This is a genomic window from Peptoniphilus sp. (assembly GCF_022767005.1).
Lineage (GTDB): Bacteria > Bacillota > Clostridia > Tissierellales > Peptoniphilaceae > Peptoniphilus_A.
This window is the reverse complement of record NZ_JALEOV010000073.1, coordinates 1-19,694: the sequence shown is the minus strand read 5'-3', so window position 1 is coordinate 19,694 and position 19,694 is coordinate 1. Positions and strand designations below refer to the sequence as shown.

General features: G+C 33.0%; 19 protein-coding genes and 1 pseudogene. 2 read left to right on the top strand and 18 right to left on the bottom strand.

The window, feature by feature from the left end; all coding sequences use genetic code 11:
* Positions 1-74: 74 nt before the first annotated feature.
* The 18 genes from MR285_RS05545 to MR285_RS05460 form a co-directional block, all read right to left on the bottom strand.
* On the bottom strand, positions 75-1,223 hold the full coding sequence (locus tag MR285_RS05545) for a 2-hydroxyacyl-CoA dehydratase subunit D (protein WP_293558853.1): 1,149 nt from the start codon (positions 1,221-1,223) through the stop codon (positions 75-77).
* Between the two features lie 12 nt (positions 1,224-1,235).
* Entirely contained in the window at positions 1,236-2,558 is a 1,323-nt protein-coding gene (locus tag MR285_RS05540; protein ID WP_293558852.1) for a 2-hydroxyacyl-CoA dehydratase subunit D, read from the bottom strand.
* 20 nt (positions 2,559-2,578) lie between these two features.
* Positions 2,579-3,397, bottom strand: a complete 819-nt coding sequence (locus MR285_RS05535) for an acyl-CoA dehydratase activase (protein ID WP_293558850.1) — start codon at positions 3,395-3,397, stop codon at positions 2,579-2,581.
* 238 nt (positions 3,398-3,635) lie between these two features.
* A complete protein-coding gene (locus tag MR285_RS05530; RefSeq protein ID WP_293558848.1) occupies positions 3,636-5,405 on the bottom strand; it encodes a carboxyl transferase domain-containing protein in 1,770 nt (589 codons plus the stop codon).
* A gap of 12 nt (positions 5,406-5,417) precedes the next feature.
* On the bottom strand, positions 5,418-6,212 hold the full coding sequence (gene gctB / locus MR285_RS05525; RefSeq protein ID WP_293558846.1) for a glutaconate CoA-transferase subunit B: 795 nt from the start codon (positions 6,210-6,212) through the stop codon (positions 5,418-5,420).
* The gene (gene gctA, locus MR285_RS05520) at positions 6,212-7,183 is read right to left on the bottom strand and encodes a glutaconate CoA-transferase subunit A (RefSeq protein ID WP_293558844.1); all 972 of its coding nucleotides are present in this window, start codon (positions 7,181-7,183) and stop codon (positions 6,212-6,214) included. The genes gctB and gctA overlap by 1 nt, the downstream gene beginning before the upstream one ends.
* A gap of 73 nt (positions 7,184-7,256) precedes the next feature.
* Positions 7,257-8,393: a sodium ion-translocating decarboxylase subunit beta gene (locus MR285_RS05515; RefSeq protein ID WP_293558842.1), complete on the bottom strand. Its 1,137-nt coding sequence runs from the start codon at positions 8,391-8,393 to the stop codon at positions 7,257-7,259.
* Between the two features lie 14 nt (positions 8,394-8,407).
* Positions 8,408-8,827, bottom strand: coding sequence for a biotin/lipoyl-containing protein (locus tag MR285_RS05510; RefSeq protein WP_293558840.1), 420 nt, complete (start codon positions 8,825-8,827; stop codon positions 8,408-8,410).
* Between the two features lie 42 nt (positions 8,828-8,869).
* Positions 8,870-9,178 (bottom strand): OadG family protein, encoded by a 309-nt coding sequence (locus MR285_RS05505; RefSeq protein ID WP_293558838.1) that lies wholly within the window; start codon positions 9,176-9,178, stop codon positions 8,870-8,872.
* 960 nt (positions 9,179-10,138) lie between these two features.
* Complete coding sequence (locus tag MR285_RS05500; protein ID WP_293558836.1) at positions 10,139-10,708, bottom strand: manganese efflux pump MntP family protein; 570 nt, start codon at positions 10,706-10,708, stop codon at positions 10,139-10,141.
* 59 nt (positions 10,709-10,767) lie between these two features.
* Positions 10,768-10,995, bottom strand: coding sequence for a glutaredoxin family protein (locus tag MR285_RS05495; protein WP_293558834.1), 228 nt, complete (start codon positions 10,993-10,995; stop codon positions 10,768-10,770).
* Between the two features lie 88 nt (positions 10,996-11,083).
* A complete protein-coding gene (locus tag MR285_RS05490; RefSeq protein WP_293558832.1) occupies positions 11,084-11,434 on the bottom strand; it encodes a metalloregulator ArsR/SmtB family transcription factor in 351 nt (116 codons plus the stop codon).
* Between the two features lie 6 nt (positions 11,435-11,440).
* Positions 11,441-12,292 carry a 16S rRNA (adenine(1518)-N(6)/adenine(1519)-N(6))-dimethyltransferase RsmA gene (gene rsmA, locus MR285_RS05485; RefSeq protein WP_293558885.1) on the bottom strand — a complete coding sequence of 284 codons (852 nt, stop codon included), beginning with the start codon at positions 12,290-12,292 and terminating at the stop codon, positions 11,441-11,443.
* A complete protein-coding gene (gene rnmV / locus MR285_RS05480; RefSeq protein WP_293558830.1) occupies positions 12,285-12,836 on the bottom strand; it encodes a ribonuclease M5 in 552 nt (183 codons plus the stop codon). Before rnmV ends, rsmA begins: the two co-directional genes overlap by 8 nt.
* Positions 12,833-13,597, bottom strand: a complete 765-nt coding sequence (locus MR285_RS05475; RefSeq protein WP_293558828.1) for a TatD family hydrolase — start codon at positions 13,595-13,597, stop codon at positions 12,833-12,835. Before MR285_RS05475 ends, rnmV begins: the two co-directional genes overlap by 4 nt.
* An 8-nt stretch (positions 13,598-13,605) precedes the next feature.
* A complete protein-coding gene (metG, locus tag MR285_RS05470; RefSeq protein ID WP_293558826.1) occupies positions 13,606-15,564 on the bottom strand; it encodes a methionine--tRNA ligase in 1,959 nt (652 codons plus the stop codon).
* 344 nt (positions 15,565-15,908) lie between these two features.
* Positions 15,909-16,847 carry a phosphoglycerate dehydrogenase gene (locus tag MR285_RS05465; protein ID WP_293558824.1) on the bottom strand — a complete coding sequence of 313 codons (939 nt, stop codon included), beginning with the start codon at positions 16,845-16,847 and terminating at the stop codon, positions 15,909-15,911.
* Positions 16,848-17,750, bottom strand: coding sequence for an alpha/beta hydrolase (locus MR285_RS05460; protein WP_293558822.1), 903 nt, complete (start codon positions 17,748-17,750; stop codon positions 16,848-16,850). It lies immediately after the preceding gene.
* Positions 17,751-17,871: 121 nt separating this feature from the next.
* On the opposite strand from MR285_RS05460, the gene MR285_RS05455 reads away from it, so the two are divergent.
* Complete coding sequence (locus tag MR285_RS05455; RefSeq protein ID WP_293558820.1) at positions 17,872-19,437, top strand: SH3 domain-containing protein; 1,566 nt, start codon at positions 17,872-17,874, stop codon at positions 19,435-19,437.
* Between the two features lie 75 nt (positions 19,438-19,512).
* Positions 19,513-19,694 (top strand): annotated as a pseudogene (locus MR285_RS05450) (hypothetical protein); the annotation flags it as partial.

The window sequence follows — 19,694 nt, the reverse complement described above, 5'->3', positions numbered from 1 at the left end:
TATAACAAATGAAATATAAAGTTTAAAAATAATTAAAAAAGACGCCAATTACTCGGCGTCAAAATTTATTTTTATTACATTCTGTTAAGTTCAACCATTTCGCTAAATGTTTCAAGTTGAGTTTTAGCTTGACCAAAGTCAGTCATTTGTTGGTCATAACCCATTTTAATTAGAGGAATGCCAGCTTTTTCGTAAGCATTCTTAAGTGATGGATATTCCATTTCTTCTGTATCGTTAAATGTCATCATAAATACTAGACATCCATCAGCATTATTATCAATTGCTAGGTCGACAACATATTTTGGTCTTTTCCAAATATCTGGATCGTAAAGAATTGGGTCTTCATCCATTCTTGCAAATTGATAAGCTAGAGCCATGTATGGATCTTCAATTGATGTATCAACATCAACTTTAAGTCCTCTTGATTCACTTGCAACGTCATCTGCTACTACACAAATATTAAAGTTGTCAAGAACTTCAAGAAGTGCTGGATTGTCAGTGATAATACCAGAAGTTACTACTCTTGGTCCTGTACATTCTTCTTTTGGCATTGCCTTTAATGCTTCTACAAGTTCTTTAAGCATTTTATTGTGTTCATCTTTTAGCATATGGTAAGAAGATTTTAAAACATTACATCTGTCAGATGCTTTTATAGTCTTTGAATGATCTCCAACTAGTTTGATGAATTCTCTCTTTAGAGCTCTATTTTCATTGTAAACTTCAAAAGCTTTCTTTAGATTTTCATCTGTAATTTTAACATCACAAATTTCTTCTAACCTTTTTGCAGCTTGTTTAAAGATTTTTGCATTGTAAATTTTACCAAAATCTTCTTTTCTATGTTGTGCGTGGTTTAAAAATACCATTGGAATTTTTCTACCAACAGAAACTTTATAGTTTTGAGAGAATGGTCTTAAAGTGTCATCAAGAGTTGTGATCATTGATGCACTAAGTCCGTCAAGAGATCCGTCAAGACCCATTTCCAAACATCTAAGAGCTAGTGAATAATAGAATGTTGGGAAATATTCTTTGGCCTTATCAATTGGACCTTGTCCTCCCCATACTCCGTAAGGTACAAGTCCACCTGCATAAATAATTTCTTCAGGTGCGTAGTAAGGAAATACACCAACAACTTTTTTGCCTTCAGCAATGTATTTGTCAATTTGTTCTCTTCCGTTTTCTGCAATATATTTAAATTCTTTTAATAATTCTTTTATATCAGTCATTTTGCACCTCAATTAAATTGTAGTCTTAGACCAGTCAGTTTCTTTAGTGTTTTCGAAATTAGTGTAGATTTCTTCGCCTTTAGCAATTCTATCAGCTTTTCTTTCATTCATAATTTCTACTAAACCTTGAACTCTAGTCTTGTATTGTTCTTGTGAGAAGTTCCTTTCATCAGCTTGGTCTCCGTCAAAGTGAACTACTGGAATATCAAGGTCTTCTCTCCATCTTCTTTCGATTTCAGGCATTGCTCCTGACCATGGTTTACATGATCTGTTGTAATTAACAAGTGCTCCAGAAACTCCATTTTCTTTTGCCATTGTTTCTCTCCATTCAACACCATCTTCGATACATACTGAACAAGGTGCCTTACAGTAAGCTGCAGCCATTTCTCTAACAGTAGTGTATTGGAATCCAAATGCAGGTGCGTATACAACTGCTGTTACATTAACCCCATTTTGTTTTAGTGGTTCAAACAAATGTCTAAGTCCTGGCCAGCAAGGAATTCCTTCAAATAAAATTCTATGTTCTTCAGGATATTCCCAAGTAGAAGTTCCTTCTTTAACTGATTGCTCATATTCAGCTGCTAGAAGTTCAAATCCTTCAGCTGCATCAATTTCACATCTTGCAGCAACTATATCTGCCATGTGGTTGAATAGGTCAAATCCAGAAAGTGGAGATGGTTGATAAGCCATGTAAGAACAAGCTTTAAGCCATGCAGCAGCTGTTCTATTGGCGATTTTACAAGCTTCTTCGAATTTCTTTTCATCAAATTTCTTTCCAGTTAATTTTTCAAGTTGGTGAATAGCGTATTCAAATTGTCCCATTAAATAATCAACTTTTTCTTCAGGAACATCGACAGTATTTTGGAAAGGAATGTCGATCATTATCATTGGAATGTTGTGCATTCTTGCAATGTTTTCATACCATTTAGTCATCATGTTACAGATATTGTTACAGCAAAGTACAAAATCTGGTTGTGGCATCTTTCTTGAGTCAGTTGGTTCTCCAGCTGCATAAGCAAGTGAAATTCTTGCATAACCACAAATGTCGTTATCGTATCCCATATCTTCAGCAGCTTGGCAAAGTCTTAGACCGTCTTTTTTAGCTGCAGTAGTAGCTGCATGGTTTTCTGGATATACTGCGTGTAATCCAAAAGCCTTTGCAAGTTCAATAGGGAATTTAGATGATGACCATCCAACTAGTTCTCCTCTTTTTTTTGCATCCCATGCTGCTCCATAAACTCTATCAACAACATTTCTTAGAGCTTGAGCTGCTGGAATATGTCCTTCGATTGGTCTTGGTTTTTTACCAGGTATTTTTTGAATTTGTTCAGCCATAGTTTACCTCCTAAAATAAATTATGCATTAGCCTTTTCTTCTTTTAATTTTTGCAATTTACATTTTTGATATCCAAATAGTGCTGCTCCTAGTGCACCATTTAGCTGACATAGTGGTGAAGTCAATATTTTATGACCAGTGTTTTCTTCAAGAGCTCTAACCATACCCTTATTAAGAGCAACGCCACCTGTGAATACTACGTCATCATTTAATCCTACTCTTTTTGCAAGAGAACCAACTCTTGCAGCAATGGAGTCGTGAATCCCCTTAACTATATCTTCAATCTTAGATCCACTTGCAAGTTGCGAAATAACTTCAGATTCAGCAAAAACTGTGCAAGTAGAAGAAATACTTACATCTTTTGTAGACAATTTATCTAACTCTTCAAGCTTAGAAACATCAACTTCAAGAACCTTTGCAATTACATCTAAAAACCTTCCAGTCCCTGCGGCACATTTGTCATTCATAACAAAATTTTCAAGCATACCATTGTCTCCAATTTTTAAAGCCTTGGCATCTTGCCCACCGATATCAATGATTGTGCGAACATTAGGAAATAAGAAGTAAGCACCCTTTGCGTGACAAGAAAGTTCAGACATTTGGAAATCAGCTTCTTCAAGAGCAGCTCTACCATAACCAGTTGCCATAACATAAGCAATATCTTCTCTTTTCATATTGGCACTTTCAAGAGTCTCACTAATAGTTCTTGATGGACCACTTGTTCCAGCTCCTACATCAATAACAGAAGTTGAAATAATTTCTTTACCATCTTTTAAAATAATACTCTTTGAGGCAGTTGAACCAATGTCAACTCCCATTGTATAAATAGCTTCTGCCATATAATCTCCTCTTTAATTTAACAAAAATATCTTTCTCTTTTTAATTCTACTATAATTATGTATCTTTGTCAAAAATAGCAAGCCAAGATAGTTGATTTTTCAATGTTTTAAGAGCTTTTATGTTTTACTATTTATTACTTTTAAAAAGTATATTTTACTTATAGTAAACAAATATGAAGTCAATAAAAATATTGGATAATCCTTTTACAGATTATCCAATAAAATGTCATATTTTGTATTATTTAATGTTATTTAATCTGTCGTAATCTCTAATAATTCTTGGAGTAAGCATTTGATGAACTGGACAAATTGAATCTGGATCTTGATATGCACTTTCAGTAAATGCAATTATATAATTTCTCAAAAGGTTCATATTTACAACTTCATCAACTAAACCATATTTAGCACAAGAGAATGGTCTTGATTTTTCTGCATAATCTTGAATCAATTCATTCATCTTATCAATAGTTGGTTGAAGATCTTTTCCTGCTTTTTTATCCTTTGCAAGTCTTCTAGAGTACATTGCAGTAGCTGCAGTTTCTCCATTCATTACATTGATTTCAGTAGCTGCAGTTCCTAGTGAAAATGCGTTAGTATCATTTCCTTGTGGTCCACCAAGTACATAGTGAGCAGCTGCAGTTCCCTTTCTCATTGTGATTTCCAATTGTGGAAGATCAGATTTTTGTATTGAATAAATAAGTGATTGACCAAGTCCTAGTAATTCAGCCTTTTCAGCATCGTCGCCTACATCAATACCAGTAGTATCTTGTAGCCAGATTATAGGAAGTCTATCTCTAGCACAAAGTGTTACAAATTCATTCATCTTTATTAGACCTTGTCTATAAAGTTTACCACCAATAGAAATATGCTTTGGATCATTGTAGTATTCTGGATAACCCATCAATAGACCTTGTACATTGGCTACAACACCAACTAAAAGTCCATTAACTTTTGCAAGTCCAGTTACCATTTCTCTTCCGTAACCCTTTTTATATTCCATAAATTCAGAACCGTCAAAAAGTCTAGCAATTATATCATAAATATCGTAAGCTTTTTTACCGTTAATAGGAATTAGTGAATACATATCGTTAGGATCGTATAGAGGGTTCTTTGGATCGTCTACTCTAAAGAATTCTCTTTGGTATTTTGGAAGCATTGAAAGATATTTTCTAATTCCTTCAAGAACTCCTTCTTCTTCAACATATACTTCTCTCATAAAACCAGTTTGTGCAAAGTGAACTCCAACTGATCCTGGAGGAGTAGTCTTTTTAGCATTTGCAGTTTGATCTGCAATTTGGTTTGCCCCTTCTTCATCGATATATCCCTTAGGATTCATACCGCCAAGGATTCCAGCTCCACCAACAGCCATATTTGCATCCTTATGTGCAACTATAATTGTAGGTGAAATTGAGTGATATCCACCACCAGCAGGGTTAGTACCATAAATACCAACTATTACTGGAACGCCACATTGATTAAGTCTTGAATTTCTATAAAATGGAGTACCGCCTCCACGTCTATTTGGATAAACTTTTTCTTGTTCATCAAGTTTTACGCCTGAACAATTTAGTATATAAACTAGTGGAATTCTAAGTCTTTCAGCTGTATCTGATGCTCTTAAAAGGTCATCAGCTTGTCCAGCAATCCATGCACCTGCAAGCTTTTTGTTGTCGCTAGCAACAATATATACCCATCTATCATCGACTTTTGCAAGTCCTTTAATAACACCAGTTGTGCCGTGGTCATTATCTCCAGGGTTGTAAATAGTGTTAAGTGGACACCATGTACCTTCATCGATGAGATCAGCAATTCTTTGAAGTGCTGTCATTTCACCACGTTCATTTACTTTTTCATCTGGTTTTCCAGCAGCAAGAGCTTTTTCTGCAAACTCTCTAATTTCTTCTTCAATTTCTCTTAATTGATTAAAATTGTCTTCATCAACTGCTTTTAATGGCTTTCCAATTGTCTTCATATTTTGAAAATATGAAGCAAGTGAATATTGAGTCATAAGTCCTCCTTATTATTCTACAGGTCTCTTAATGAAAGCTTCGCCTGGATCTATTTCTTCTCTTATTAATTTAATTACATTTTCGTCTGGTGCTTCAAGTTCAACTGCACGAGATACATCAATATCGAATCCTGTGTTTTCAAGAACATCTTCTGGTGAAGAAGAAGGATAATATCCAGCAAGATACATTCTCTTAGTATCTTCATCAAATTTTAATATACCCTTATCTGTTACAACCATTTGTGGTCCAACATTTTCAGGAATACCTACTCTAGTTCTTCCACCAGGACCATCTATCCAACCAGGAGAAGTAATATAATCAACTTTTTCTATAAATCTTCTTTTTTCATGTTGCATCATGATAATAGTATTTACATAAGTTGCAATACCATTAGCTCCACCTGAACCAGTAAATCTAGTCTTAGGGTGATGATAATCGCCAATTACTGTTGAGTTAACATTTCCAAATGGGTCGATTTGAGCTCCACCGATAAATGCGATCATTCTCTTCTTGTCATGTCTCCATTCATTAGCTTGAAAACCAACATAAGTTGCATTTGTCCAGTGAACTCCACAATGTGCCATAAATCTATTGTCACCAACGGATCTTGGAACTTCAATTGGGTCACAATCCATAAGTCCTGATTCTACGATTAGATAACAGTCAGGAGCGTAAACTGCTTTTGCAAGAGAAGCGCCAATTAGAGGTAGTCCTGTTCCAACAATTGCTATTTGACCATTCTTAATTTGTCTAGCAATTGTTACTGCTTGCATTTCCTTATTTGTATAATTATCGTATCTAGCCATTATTTTTCTTCTCCCTTCTTTAGTACGTCTGTTGCGTAACCAAATCCTGGAACATTTCTAAGACCAATTATTCTTGTAGCTCCAAGTTTGTTAAGGTATGCATCATGATCTTCAACACCATAAACCCATTCATCTAAGAATGCGTTGAAATCTTCCTCTGTCTTTGATTTAACATTGTACATCTTGTAGAAATCAGCATCGTAATCATAATATTCATAACATTGTGAAGGGTGAGCTCCAAATGGTGCGTGAACTACTGCGTCAACACAGAATCCTGGGATTTTGTTGTCAGCTGCATCAAAGTTTTTGATGTATTCGTCAGAAACAAGTTCTTCGCAAGTTACAATAACTTTTCTAGCTGCAATTGCAATGTCAACATCATGGAATGTGTTTCCAAGAATCCTTGTAGTTCCATCTGGAGAAGCCATTTGTACGTGGATTATTGCAGTGTCAATTTCAGGAACTGGTGCTGCAACAAGTTTTTCGCCTTTTTTGAATGGGTTTTCTACATATATAAATTTGTCATCTGGAAGTTTGTCAATCTTTTGTCTTTCTTCTTTAGATATTCCCCATTCGTCAACTAAACTTGAACCCATCATCAATCTACATGGTAAGTATGGAAGACCAAGTGCAGCTGCGTGAATTCTTTGCATTTCAACGTCTTGAGAATAGTCTTCCATAAGAAGTTCTCCCTTTTCAACTGCTGCTCTAAATCTTCTTGAAACATTTGTATATCCTGAGTTAGCAGTATAGCAATTTATGTATGCCTTTACTCTGCCTGCTCCAATTAATGTGTCCCAGTCTCCTCCTGCAGGTCCTGCTTCAACGATAAAATCCTTTTGACCTTGACGCAAAATTTCATTTACTGCTGCGTAAGGCTTCCTATTAGTTGTAAATCCCCCTAGTGAAATTACATCGCCATCTTCAACATACTTTGCTATGGCGTCTTTAAGTTTCATTACTTTACTCAAGTTAAAACCTCCTTTTGTTAAATATAACTTGATTGCATAAATATTCAGCCCACGGTGGAGCTGAATAAATTAATTAATGACTGAATAATATTAAGAATACACCTGCCGCTACGGCTGAGCCAATAACTCCCGCAACATTAGGTCCCATTGCGTGCATTAGTAAGAAGTTAGTAGGATTATATTTTCTACCTTCAACTTGTGATACACGTGCTGCCATTGGAACTGCTGATACACCAGCTGATCCAATAAGCGGATTGATTTTACCACCTGTTACAATGTATAAAATTTTTCCAAAAATAACACCGCCTGCTGTTGCAAAGCAGAATGCCATAAGTCCTAGAGCAATAATTTTAATAGTTGCAGGTTGTAGGAAAGTTGTTCCGTCTGCTGTTGCTCCTACTGTTGTACCAAGCATAATAGTAACAATATTCATTAACGCATTTTGTACAGTGTCAGATAATCTATTAACTACTCCTGATTCCTTAAATAGATTTCCAAGCATAAGCATACCAAGAAGTGGTGCTACGTCTGGAAGAAGTAGTGATGTGAAAAGTACTACTACAACTGGGAAAATTATTTTTTCTAGTTTAGATACCTTTCTTAGTGATGTCATAACAGTTTTTCTTTCTTTTTCAGTAGTAAGTGCCTTCATAATAGGCGGTTGAATCATTGGAATAAGTGCCATGTATGAATAAGCTGCTACTGCAATTGGTGCTAATAGATGTGGTGCAAGTTGAGATGTTGTAAATATAGCCGTAGGTCCATCTGCTCCACCGATAATACCAATTGATGCTGCTTCTGGTCCAGTAAATCCAAGTTTTACAGCTACAATAAATGCAACGTAAATACCAAATTGTGCTGCTGAACCTAAAAGTAATGAAATTGGATTAGCAATAAGTGGTCCAAAGTCAGTCATTGCTCCTACGCCCATAAAAATTAGACATGGGAATAAGTTTGACTTAACTCCGTTATACATAATAGCTAAAACTCCAGAGCTTTGCCATGGATCTCCAACTTCCATTAAGCCTGCTAATGGTAAATTTCTTAAAAGCATACCAAAGGCAATTGGGAGTAATAATAGTGGTTCAAATTCTTTTTTTATTGCTAAATAAATAAGAATAAAAGATACGATAAACATTACTACATTTTGCCACTGTAATGCTGCAAACCCTGATTCACCAAGAATCCCTTGTAATGTTTCTAATAACATATTTCGACCTCCTATTATTGAACACTTGCTAGTAATGCGTCAGTATCTACTGTTTCTCCCGCTTTTACGTTAAGTGTTACTTTTCCAGCACATGGAGCTACGATTTCATTTTCCATCTTCATAGCTTCAAGAATAAGAATTACATCTCCTGCTCCTACAGTATCTCCATCTTTAACATTTATTTTAAGAACAGTTCCTGGCATTGGTGAAATTACATCTCCACTTCCGCCTGATGCCACAGGTGCTGCTGGAGCTTGAGGAGCTGGTGCAGGTGCTGCTTGAGGAGCTGGTGCTACTGGCGCTTGAGGAGCTACGGGTGCAGCTTGAACTGGTGCTGATGTAAGTGATCCTGGTGTAAGTGTTTGGTATCCTCCACCAACTTTTTCTACTTCTACTTCAAAAACTTTTCCATCTACTTTAACTTGATATTTCATTAATTTCTCCTTTTCATAAATAATAGAATAATTTAAAATAATTTATTTTTTTTCGTTTATAGAAACAATTCTAAAACTTTCAACTCTTGATCTTTCTTCCATGCTAATAGCTCCAATGATTGCTGCTAATAGCGCAGGATCCATTGAATTATCAACTACTTTCTTTTGCGGTGCTGCCTTTACAGGCGCTGCACTTTGATTTGGCTCTTGTTTACCTTGTATACCGCCAACTACTTTACTAATTATCATTATTGCTATTAACAAAGAAATAAGGGCCAAGAATACTACTGTAAGTCCTGTCAATGCTACACCAAAAGCTTCTCCAAGGGTAAGAGTAACATCTCCTAACATTATAACACCTCCCAATGTGGTTTCATATTGCGGAATCCATTCCAGCTTTTAAGATTATTATAACAAAGACCTAAGATTAATTCAATTAAAATATCTATGTATGATTAATTAATCTAAATCTTTTGCAGATTAATTATACATGAAAAAATAAGTAAAATAAAGGAAAGCCTTTTTACTTATTTTGTTAAAATAAACAAATTTTAACTATTTTTTAAATATAATTACATTTGTTAAAAAAAGATTTGATTATAATTTATTTGTTTTAAAAAATTAATTTTTGAAACAAAATCTTTGACTATATGAAACTTTGATTTTTCTCTAAAATAAATAAAATTTATTTTTATGCTTTATAAATTTTTTGTACTTGTAATTGTTTTATAACAGAGAATTATATATAATATGATAATTAATAAATCGCTTTATTTGTTGAAAATTAAAATTTTTTCATATATAATTTAGCACAAATTTACCATTATAAATTAAGGAGGGATGTTATATCAGTCTAAGATTATTATATGTACTTCTCATATTTTTATTGATTCAAGATACGTACTATTCCAGAAAATTTAAAAAAATAGAGGAAGATATTAAAGAATTAGAAAACGAAGATGTTAAGTCAGCTTTAAAATTAATTTTAAAAATAAGTAACTTATTATTTAGAAATTTATTTGTTATTGGCGGTGTTTTGTTTATAATGCTTTTTTTTGTAGCAAAACAAATTGATTTACTTTAGAATTTTTAAACTATAAGGTATAAACTTAAATTCACACAAAAATTTTTATCCTCAATTTCAAGTAAGGTAAAATCATCTTTCTAAGCAGACAAATTTATAATTTTACTTTTGCATTTGCATTTAGGTAATATTTTTTTAATTTTAAGCTTAGGACCATTTTTATATGAACAATATTCGTACATAAAAATATCTGTTAGAGATTTATTCTCCAGCAGATATTTTCTACTTTAAAAAAATGTAATAAGTCCAAGGTGTTCCACTAAAATCTTTAATCCCAGTAGAATAAGTATTAATCCACCTGCTACTTGTGCCTTGTCCTTTAAAGCAATTCCAAAAACTCTTCCTATTCTCACTCCCAAAAATGAAATTACGAAAGTTGTAATACCAATTACGAAAACTGCAAGATATATTTTTATTTTCAAAAAAGCAAAGGACACTCCCACTGCAAGTGCATCAATTGATGTTGCAATGGCAAGCATTAATAAATTTTTAAAATCTAGTCTATCTTCTTCAAATTCACAAGTTTTGTCTTTTGATTCTCTTATCATATTAACCCCAATAATTGACAAAAGTACAAAAGCTATCCAGTGATCCACAGCTTGAAGCTTTTCCGCAAAAATTGAACCCAATAAATAACCTATATAGGGCATTAGTGCTTGGAAAATGCCAAAAAACAGTGCAATCACAAAAGACTTTTCTAAAAAATTTTTTCTTATAGATAGTCCCTTACAAACTGCTGCTGCAAAGGCATCCATAGAAAGTCCAACTCCAATTAAAAATACTGACACTAAATTCATCTTCACTCCCAAAAAAATAGATGCCTTTCAGCATCTATTTTACTTCTAATTTCAAAAAATTATTTTAATAATTCGTCTAATCTGTTTTTATCAAATCCAACAATTTGTTCGTCGCCAACGCAGATTACTGGTACTCCAGTGTATCCCATTGCCATTAATTCATTTCTTGCTTCTTTGTCAGTTTGAACATTCTTTTCTTCGAATTCAACTTCTCTTTCTTTTAAATAGTCCTTTGCCATTGTGCAATAAGGACAAGTATTACTTGTATATACTGTTACTTTACTCATTTTATTCCTCCTTATCAGTTCTTTTATTATACTCCAATAGTATAAGTGAATCAAATTATTTAAAATTATTTACAAACATTTAATATTCTTATAATTTATGCTTCGCATGGTCTAATCCATCTTTAAAGATGCATAGGACGTGCTCATCGTCTAATGAATAATAGGCTCTTCTGCCCTTTCTCTTCACTTTTATTAAATTTTGATTTCTTAAAAGTGCAAGTTGATGTGATATTGAAGATTGACTCATATCCAGTAAAATTGCAATATCAGATACACATAATGGTCCATTCATGAGCGCATAAATAATCTTAATCCTTGTCGGATCAGATAAAGCTTTGAATATTTGAGAAATTATTTCTATTAAATCCTCTTCCTTGTTAAAATTAAAAATATCTTTCTCCACTTTTTTTGGAATTTCATCTATAAATTTATCATTCATTTTTATTTACCCCACACTTTTAAAATTTACACTTAAAATAATAAACTCTTCAAGATTAAGAGTTTCTGCTCTTCTTCTTTCATCAATTCCGCTTAATTCAAGAGCCCTTTTTATTTCATCTTTAGTGTAATTTAATTTTGAATTGGAAAGAGAATTTAAAATAGTCTTTCGTCTTGTAACAAAAGAAGCACGCACAACTTTAAATAAAAATGCCGTATCCACTTCTTCTCTTTTTTTCATTTTCAAGTTGACTACAGCTGAGTCAACATTTGGCTTTGGCATAAAAACTGAACTTGGCACTTGAAATTTATATCTGCAATCTGTGTAATAATTTATAAAAACAGATAGTGAACCATAATCTTTACTGCCAGGCTCCGCCGAAAGTCTCTTTGCAACTTCCTTTTGTACCATTACTGTAATGGAAATTAAATTTACATTTGTTAAAATTAACTTTTCTATTATAGGTGTTGTAACGTAATAAGGTAGGTTTGCGACTACTTTAAAACCCTCGTCACCAAACTCTTCTTTTGTTAGCTTTTTTAGATCTAAGTCGAGGAAATCTCCGTAGATTACTTTTACATTTTCTATATTAAGAGTTTCCTTGTGAAGTTCTCTTAACTTTTCGTCAATCTCTATTGCCACAACTTTTTTTGCACGAAGGGCAAGTTCTTCTGTTAAAGTTCCAACTCCAGGACCAATCTCAAGTACATTGTCCTCTTCGCTTATTTCAGCTGCATCAGCAATTTTTCTGACAATATTTCCATCTATTAAAAAGTTTTGTCCCAAGGACTTTGTAAATCTAAATCCATACTTTGAAAGAATTTCTGAAAGTTTACTTGGTTTATATAATCTATCTATGAGAATTCACTTCCTTCATGGCCTCTTCAAATTCATCCCTTGTAATCCCAAAGGAATTTAATTTGTGTAGAGTCTTTTTTCCGTTTCCATATCCTATTTTTAGGATTTCAGAAAGTTTTTCACGTCTAGCGCTGGCATCATCAGAATTTATAAGTCGATTTTCAATTAAATCACTCATGGTATATTCGCTGACTACCTTAGTTTTTGTAGCTCGTGCCGCCTTTAATGCCTTTAAAATTTCTTCAGGCGACGCATTTTCCACTCCAATATCTCCATGCTTTGTGGAAACATTTTGAGAAAGGTAGGCGTGTTTTGCACTTGGAATTTCATCTGCAATTCTCTTCCTAATTTGTGAACCCATATAATCTGAGTCTGTGAAGATGATTATTCCCCTTTTCTTTTCTATTTCTTTTAAAAGATTTATTAATTTTCTGCCAAAGGCAAAGCCATGAGTTGTGATAATCTCAGCGTCCACAGCCTTTTTGATAGCAATCTCATCATCACGGCCCTCTGCGACAATTACTTCTTTAATTGTCATTTTCATATTCCAAAAAACCTCTTTGTATTTTCTGCTGTAATTTTTTCAATTTCAGATGCTTCCATTTGTCTAAGGTCAGCAATGTATTGACAAGTGAATTTCACAAACTTTGGCTCATTTCTCTTTCCTCTATAAGGAACTGGAGTCATATATGGACAATCTGTTTCGAGAAGTAGTCTATCAAGTGGTACTTCCTTTGCAACTTCCTTAGGAGTTTTTGCATTTTTAAAAGTAACTACACCGCCAAGGGCAATGTAATCGCCCATTTTTATATATTCTCTCATCATTTCCACAGATTGAGAAAAGCAATGAATCAAGGCTTTGAAATCATATTTTTCGTGGGCTTCTTTTAAATTATCAAAGGTATCCTTAGCGGCATCACGAGAATGAATTACAATGTTTTTCTTTAAACTCGCTGCAAGCTCAATTTGTCTTTTAAAAACTACCCTTTGCACATATCTCGGTGAATTGTCGTAATGATAATCTAGTCCAATTTCTCCAATTGCAACAACTTTTTTGTCCCTTGAAAGCTCAATAAGCCTTTTTTCTACATCATCGTCATAGGTTATCGCATCATGAGGATGCACTCCAATGGCAGCGTAAATATTTTCATAATTATTAGCCAATTCCACTGACCTTTCTGAAGATGGCAAGTCTGAAGAATTATTTATTACAAGTTCTATTCCATTTTCACTTAAACATTTAATTAAATCATCACGATCCTCGTCAAAGGCCTCGTCATCTAAGTGTACATGCGAATCTATCATATTTTCTCCTAACTAATTTTTGCTCCCGATTTAATGTCAGATAAAGTTGATGCAAGTGTTAAATTTCCTTCGTCATCTGCTGCTGCAAGTAGCATGCCATTAGATTCAACGCCTCTTAATTTAATTGGCTTTAGATTTAAAATCATTAAAATTTTTCTTCCAACTAAATCTTCTTTTTTGTAGTATTCCTTAATTCCAGAAACAATTTGTCTATCCATATCGCCTATTTTTAATTTAAGAACATAGAGCTTATCTGCATTAGGGTGAGCTTCAACATCAACAATTTCTGCAACTCTTATATCAAGTTTTGCAAAATCTTCTATACTAACTTCCTTTTTTATACTTTCTTTAACCTCTTCTTTAGCTTCAGTCATAGTTCTTGATTTTAAAAGAGCGGTGTTCTCTTCGTTAAATCTTTCGATTTCAGCCTCAATATCAAGTCTTGGGAAAATAACTTCACCCTTGTTGACCTTTGTACCGTCTTCTAATAAACCAAAGACTCTTGAATCTTCCCAATTAATTTCATCAATTAAACCAAGTTGCTCCCTAATCTTTATAGAAGTATCCTTAATGAAAGGATAAATTAAAACAGAAACTATTCTTAGGCTTTCCGCCAAATTATATAAAACAGTGTTAAGTCTGTCTTTTTTATCTTCATCCTTAGCTAACTTCCAAGGTTCAGTTTCATCAACATATTTATTGGATCTTCTAATTAATTTCCAAATTGACTCAAGAGCAACAGAAAACTGATAGTGTTCCATTGCTGCTTCGACTTCATCCACAACAGAAACAGCGAGATTTTCCAAATCATCATCAACATCTTCTCTTACGCCCATGTCTTCTATCAAACCATTATTGTATTTGTCAATCATAGAAACAGTTCTTGAAAGAAGATTTCCAAGGTCATTTGCCAAATCAGAGTTAAGTCTTTGCATAAATTTTTCAATATTAAAGGAACCGTCAGAACCAAAAGAAAATTCACGAAGTAAAAAATATTTAAGAGCATCAACGCCGTAAAGCTTGATAATTGGTTCAGGGTAAATAACATTTCCCTTAGACTTGCTCATTTTGTCGTTGTCAAATAAAATCCATCCGTGACCAAAAACTTTGTCGGGAAGCGGTAAATCAAGTGCCATTAAAAGAGCTGGCCAAATAATAACGTGGAATCTCATTATTTCCTTTCCAACAAAATGGACACTAGCTGGCCAATAAGAATTAAATTTCTCCTTATCAGTGCCATAACCAATCGCTGTCAAATAGCAAGCAAGAGCGTCAATCCACACATAGACAACATGCTTGTCGTCAAAAGGAACCTTAACTCCCCAATCAAAAGTAGACCTAGATACAGAAAGATCCTCAAGACCATCCTTGCCTTCAAAGAAGTTTTTTATCATTTCATTTTTTCTAAAAGCAGGCTCAATAAATTCAGGATGCTCCTCGTAATATTTTAAAAGTCTATCTTTATATTTAGAAAGTCTAAAGAAATAAGATTCCTCGTGAGTTAACTGAGTTTCCCTTCCACAGTCAGGACAAGTTTTGTTTTCGCCAAGTTGTGCCTCAGTCCAAAAAGATTCACAAGGAGTGCAATAATAACCTTCGTACTCGCCCTTATAAATATCTCCCTTGTCATAAAGTTTTTGGAAAATATTTTTAACATCTTCTTCGTGGTCCTCATCAGTGGATCTAACAAAATAGTCGTAGTCAATATCCATAGTCTTCCAAAGTTTTTTGATGTTTTTTACAATTCCATCGACATAATCCTTTGGCTTCATGCCACATTCCTTAGCCTTTTCTTCTATCTTTTGACCATGTTCATCTGTACCAGTAGTAAAGAAAACATCATAGCCCTTAATTTTTTTAAATCTCTTAACGCAATCAACTGCCACAGTGCAGTAAGTATGACCAATGTGAAGATTATCACTTGGATAATAAATTGGCGTTGTAACATAAAATTTCTTATTACTCATAAAACCTCCATAAAAAAACCTAATCCCGTAGGATAAGGTCTTGGCAAAATCTGTCAAAATTCCGATTAAATGCTATCATTATTAAAACAATTATAACTGAACTTAGTCATAAAATCAATTTAACCCTTGATAGTACAAGAAAAATAGGTAATTTTTTCTGATGAAAATAAATTTGAATTTAACATTATTTTACTTTATATTACTTTCATAAATATTTTTGAGCTCCCCTTCTTTTTATCCATAATTGCTAAAATTTGCAACATAATTTATATAATATTTTAAATATCTATTTATATGCAAAAGATTTTACACTGCTTTAAATAAACACAAATTCTTTATCTAATTTAATATCCCTTGTCGAAGTCCACTATATTTTTAAAATCTCCGTCATTTTTTAATGCCTTTAGATTTTGATAGGCTGTGTCAAATTGTCTTTTACCCAAGTCTTCACAGGAGAAGGAAATATGTGGATAAATGTAGACATTTTCCATTTCCCAAAGTGGCGATGACTTGCTTAGCGGTTCTTCTTCAAATACATCAAGTGCCGCTCCCCTTATTTTGCCCGATTTAATTGCATCTACAAGTGCATTTTCATCTATTGTTGCACCCCTTGATATATTCACTATTACTACGCCTTCTTTTAATTTTTCAAAACGTTCTTTGTTTAGTATGTGATGAGTCTTTTCTGTTCCAGGTAGGCACATTATAATATAATCCATGTGTGGCAAAATTTCATCAAGTTCCTCTATTGAATAGACATTGTCAAAGGGTTCAACTTTTCTACCGCTTGTATTAAATCCATTTAGCTCCATATCAAAGCCCCTTAATCTCTTTGCTCCAGCTATTGCAATTGTACCTGTGCCCATGAAAAGAGCCTTTTTGCCATATAAGTTGTGGGAAAAACTCCTCTTTTTCCAAATTTTTTTATTTTGATTTTCAATATTTTTTCTATCTTCCTTGTCAATTTGAAGAAGTCCATAGACTATCCACTCTGCAATAGGATCGTCGTATGCCCCGTTGTTGTTGGATAAAACTATTTCCTTTTCTCTAATGTAATTTAAGTCTAAAAAATCAATCCCCACTGATGTCAAAAATATATACTTTAAATTTTTGTGATTTTTATAATTCATATTTTCTAAATTAATGGCGCCAATTAAAATATCTTCGCCATAATCTTCAATTTCATTGGGATTTTTTTCGTCGTATCCAATTACTTCATAGCCTAATTTTCTTATTGTATCGCCATATTTTCTCGCCATACCTTCGCCTAATAAAACTTTCATTTATTCCTCCACAAAATTCTTTATTGTTTTTACTACAAAATCCTTTTTATCAGTCATGACAGAATGCCCGCAATCATCTAATTTTTCAAACTTTGAACCCAATTCCTCTGCCAAAAATCTTCCATCCATGTATGAAATTACTCTGTCATCATAACCATGCAAAACCACACTCTTTGTGTTTAATTTGCCGCCACAATATTTGTAGTCCCTTAAAATTTCTGCAACTTCTTCTAAATTTCTCTGCTTAATTGCAGAGTCTATATTTCTTTCAAATTCTTCCTGCCCTGGCATATTAACATTGTATATAAAGGTTTTAAATAAAACTCTAATATTATCTTTTTTTAATTTATCGCCCTTCATACCCATGCTTGCAAAGCTGTCTTCAATTAAATTCATATTAAAGGTCATCAGTCCCTTTAAAATTTCCAGGTTTTTTTGAGGATTGATAAAATCAAAATTGCTCAAATATTCTTGGAAATTATTTGCGAGAAGGTCTGTACCATTAATTTTAAATGGTGTGTAGCCAAAGGGTGCCAATAAAATTTGATTTTTTATTCTGTATTTAATTTCTTCATCCCTTGAAAGTTCAAGAGCAACTCCAGCTCCAAGGGACCATGAAACCATGGTGAAATTATTTATATTAAGTTTTAAAATAAATTCCTTTATGTCTGATGCAAAATCACCCATTGATGTGATTTTGTTGTTGTAAGAGCTGTTTCCATATCCTCTCATATCTGGTGCAAAAATATTGTAATTCTTTAAACTTTTAATGACTTCTATAAAACAAGAAGATGAGTACATATTTCCATGTATAAATAAAATATTTTTGTCTGATTTACCTTCATTTTCTAGGTAAAAAATTTTTTCGTCCCTTATATCTATATAATTTCTTTTTATATTCATCTTCCACCCCTCTTCTATGATTAAATTATATGATAAAGGCGTAATTTAGTAAATAGAGCTATATTGTAAAAATTTTTCAAGTAGATTATAATTAATTAATAAATAATAGAAAGGAGTCTTTATGAGTTTTTTTAGAACATTACCCACAAAACTTAGCTTTAATACAGATGAAAAAATTCAAATTGCCAATGCCGAACTCACTAGCGGTGATTTTGCCATAGCAATTGATATATTAAATGCAACAGACTCTTATATAACTAATATTGAATTTGCTGTAAAGTTTAAATCTATTGAAAAATCTTACCTATTTAACGGAAGAGAATTTTATTTCGCACAATCAGTAAATGTCAAACCTTACACTAGGTATTTTTTAGATCCTTTTTTGCTAGACGAGAGGTTCTATGATGCAAGGGCAATAGATATTTACATCTCAAAATACACTTGTGATGGCAAAACTATAACTTGTCCTGGAAAAAAATATGAAATGAATCTTCCAGTAATTCCAGAGAAAAAGCGTGCACAAATAAAGGACACCCTTGGAGATGGAATTAAAACTTATGGAGAAAATCAAATCGATTTTTGGCGCTGCGCCTGTGGCTTTATAAATGAAAAAGAACACACCGAGTGTGATTTTTGTGGTAGAAATAAAAGTTTTGTGTTAAACAATTTGACTGAACCACTTATAAATTCAAAAATTTTAAATGTAATTGAAAATACTAGGTCCACATCAGATATTAATTTAAAAACATTGGAAACTCACTTAACTCAAACAAATTTATCAAAGATTGCCCCCAATATTGAGAGCCTAAAAAACGACAGGACTAATGACGTGAGCTTAAAAAAGCCAAGGAGATTTTCAGGAAAAATTATCTTCTTTTCCTTAATTTTAATATTTATCTTGGCAATAATTTCTATATTTATAATTAATTTTGCAACAATTTCTCGAAACAAAAATAAAATTGAAGATGCAAGGAGTTTAGCGCTAAGTGGCGAATATAAGGAAGCACTTGAGATTTACAAAGAAGCTACAAAAGAAAAGACAACTCCCGGGATTTCAAATGAAATTGAAAAATTAAAGAAATTAGTTCAATCTGACGAATTTTATAAAAAGGGCATTGCATTTTACAAGGATGGAAATTATATTGACTCTGCCCATAACTTTAAAAAAGTAATCCAAGAAGACGAAAAAAATTATAATTCAGCACAGGACAAACTTCTTTCCATAGATAATATAATTTTAACTAATGTAAAAAATTTATACACAGACAATAAAGTTAGTAACGCACTTTCACTTTTAAATTCTTATCTTGAAGTTGTACCTGAATCTGCAAAGGCGACAACTTTAAAAAAAGAAATCGAGAGCAAAAATGCAATTGATTTAAACAAAAGCGAAGCTCAAAAGGAAAATTTTGAAAAGGAAAATGACTACACAGATGCAGCACAGACGGCAAAAAAATCTTCAGAACTCCTTCACACTTATAGAAATGTAGTAACAGAAAAGGCAAATTTAAGGAGAGAACCAAGCGTTGATTCTGAAATAATAAAAATTTTGGATAAGGGAACTGAACTCTACATCTTAGAGACAAAAATTGAACAGGGCGAAAGAATTTGGTGCCATGTAGAAGTTAAAAGTACAGTTTCAGGCGAAAATATAAATGGTTGGATCTCTGACAAAACTTTAAATTAAATCTCCACTTTTGTGGGGATTTTTTTAATTTTTAAAAAATGAACCTTTTTACGTCCTAAATAGTCTTATAAGTAGATGCATCCAAGGGAGGATAAAATAAATTTTGAAAATTTATTCCTAACAGATGAAAAAGATGCAACTCCAGAAGAACTTGAAAGATCAAAAAAGGATCCCTCCTTTAACCTATCCATTGGTTCAAATGAAAGAATAGAATCTGTTTCAAAACACCTGATTTTTCAATACAATGGTATCCAATA